Annotated in this window: 1 protein-coding gene and 1 pseudogene; both read right to left on the reverse strand. The window is 75.6% G+C overall.

The window, feature by feature from the left end:
* Positions 1 to 26 precede the first annotated feature (26 nt).
* Complete coding sequence (locus tag CR470_RS38095; RefSeq protein WP_257139073.1) at positions 27 to 764, reverse strand: TIGR04282 family arsenosugar biosynthesis glycosyltransferase; 738 nt, start codon at positions 762 to 764, stop codon at positions 27 to 29.
* A pseudogene (locus CR470_RS38100) lies at positions 761 to 1,066 on the reverse strand (glycosyltransferase); the annotation flags it as partial. The pseudogene CR470_RS38100 and the gene CR470_RS38095, both read right to left, overlap by 4 nt.
* Between the last annotated feature and the right edge of the window lie 22 nt (positions 1,067 to 1,088).

The following is a 1,088-nucleotide window of genomic DNA, read 5'->3' on the forward strand; positions in this document are numbered from 1 at the left end:
AGATGTGTATAAGAGACAGGTCGTACTCATCGCACCCCCGCCCCGGTCAGCCGGCCGAGCGCCGCGGCGAACCGGCCGCCCGGCGCGGCCGACGCGACCCGGTGGGCGTCGGCAGCGGTGTCCACGTCGACCAGTACCGGCAGATCGCGCACGGCGAGCCCCGCCCCCACCAGCCTGCGCCGCTGCACCGCACCCGTTTCCGGGACGGACATCGGCACCCCGCGCAGCAGGGCCGGATCGGGATCCGCCAGGCCCAGGGCCCAGAAGCCGCCGTCCTCCGCCGGACCGAACCAGGCCCCGACACCGTGCCAGGCGCCCGGGGCGAGAGCGGGGGCGAGCAGCGCGGCCGTGATCTGCGGGGTGTCCATGCCGACCAGGAGGGCCGGCCCCGTACATCCGCCGAAGGCCGCGGCGAGACGTTCGTCGAGACCGCCCGCGCTCTGCGGCACCACTTCGAAGCCCGGGGGAACCCAGGGGCCCGGCCGCCCGTCGAGTACCAGGACGCGTCGCCGGGCGGGGAGGGCGAGCACGGCGTCCAGGGTGTCCGCGAGGGACGCCGCGGCGAGTTCGGCGGCCTCGGCGGGGGAGAAGGGCGGGCAGAGCCGGGTCTTGACCCGCCCCGCCACCGGTTCCTTCGCGATGACCAGCAGCTCCGTGGGCCCGTACGCGCTCGTCAAACGGCTCTCGTCCCCGCGCGTGCCCGTGCGGCGGCCCTCGTCCCCATACGTGCCCGTCCAGCGGTCCCCGTCTCCGGACGCGTTCATCGGACGGCCCCCGTCCCCGCGCGCGCGATCCGGCCGGACGTGCGGTCAGCCGGTGGTTCCCGCAGCACGCCCCGCATGTCGCGCACCGCCTGCCAGGTCCCGCGCCAGGTGCCGGTCACCTTCGACTTCCCGGTGCGCGGCCGGTAGGGGACGTCGCTCTCGGCGACCCGCAGCCCGGCGTCCGAGGCCCGGACCACCATCTGGAGCGGATAGCCGCTGCGCCGGTCGGTGAGGTCCAGGGCGAGCAGATCGCTCCGGCGGGCCGCCCGCAGCGGGCCGAGGTCGTGCAGGCGCAGGCCTGTCTCTTATACACATCTCTGAGCG

Source organism: Streptomyces sp. rh34 (genome assembly GCF_002551245.1).
Taxonomy (GTDB): domain Bacteria; phylum Actinomycetota; class Actinomycetes; order Streptomycetales; family Streptomycetaceae; genus Streptomyces.

Excerpts from the sequence above, each read along its gene's own strand:
- CR470_RS38095 (WP_257139073.1), bottom strand. The coding sequence starts at position 764 with ATGAACGCGTCCGGAGACGGGGACCGCTGGACGGGCACGTATGGGGAC.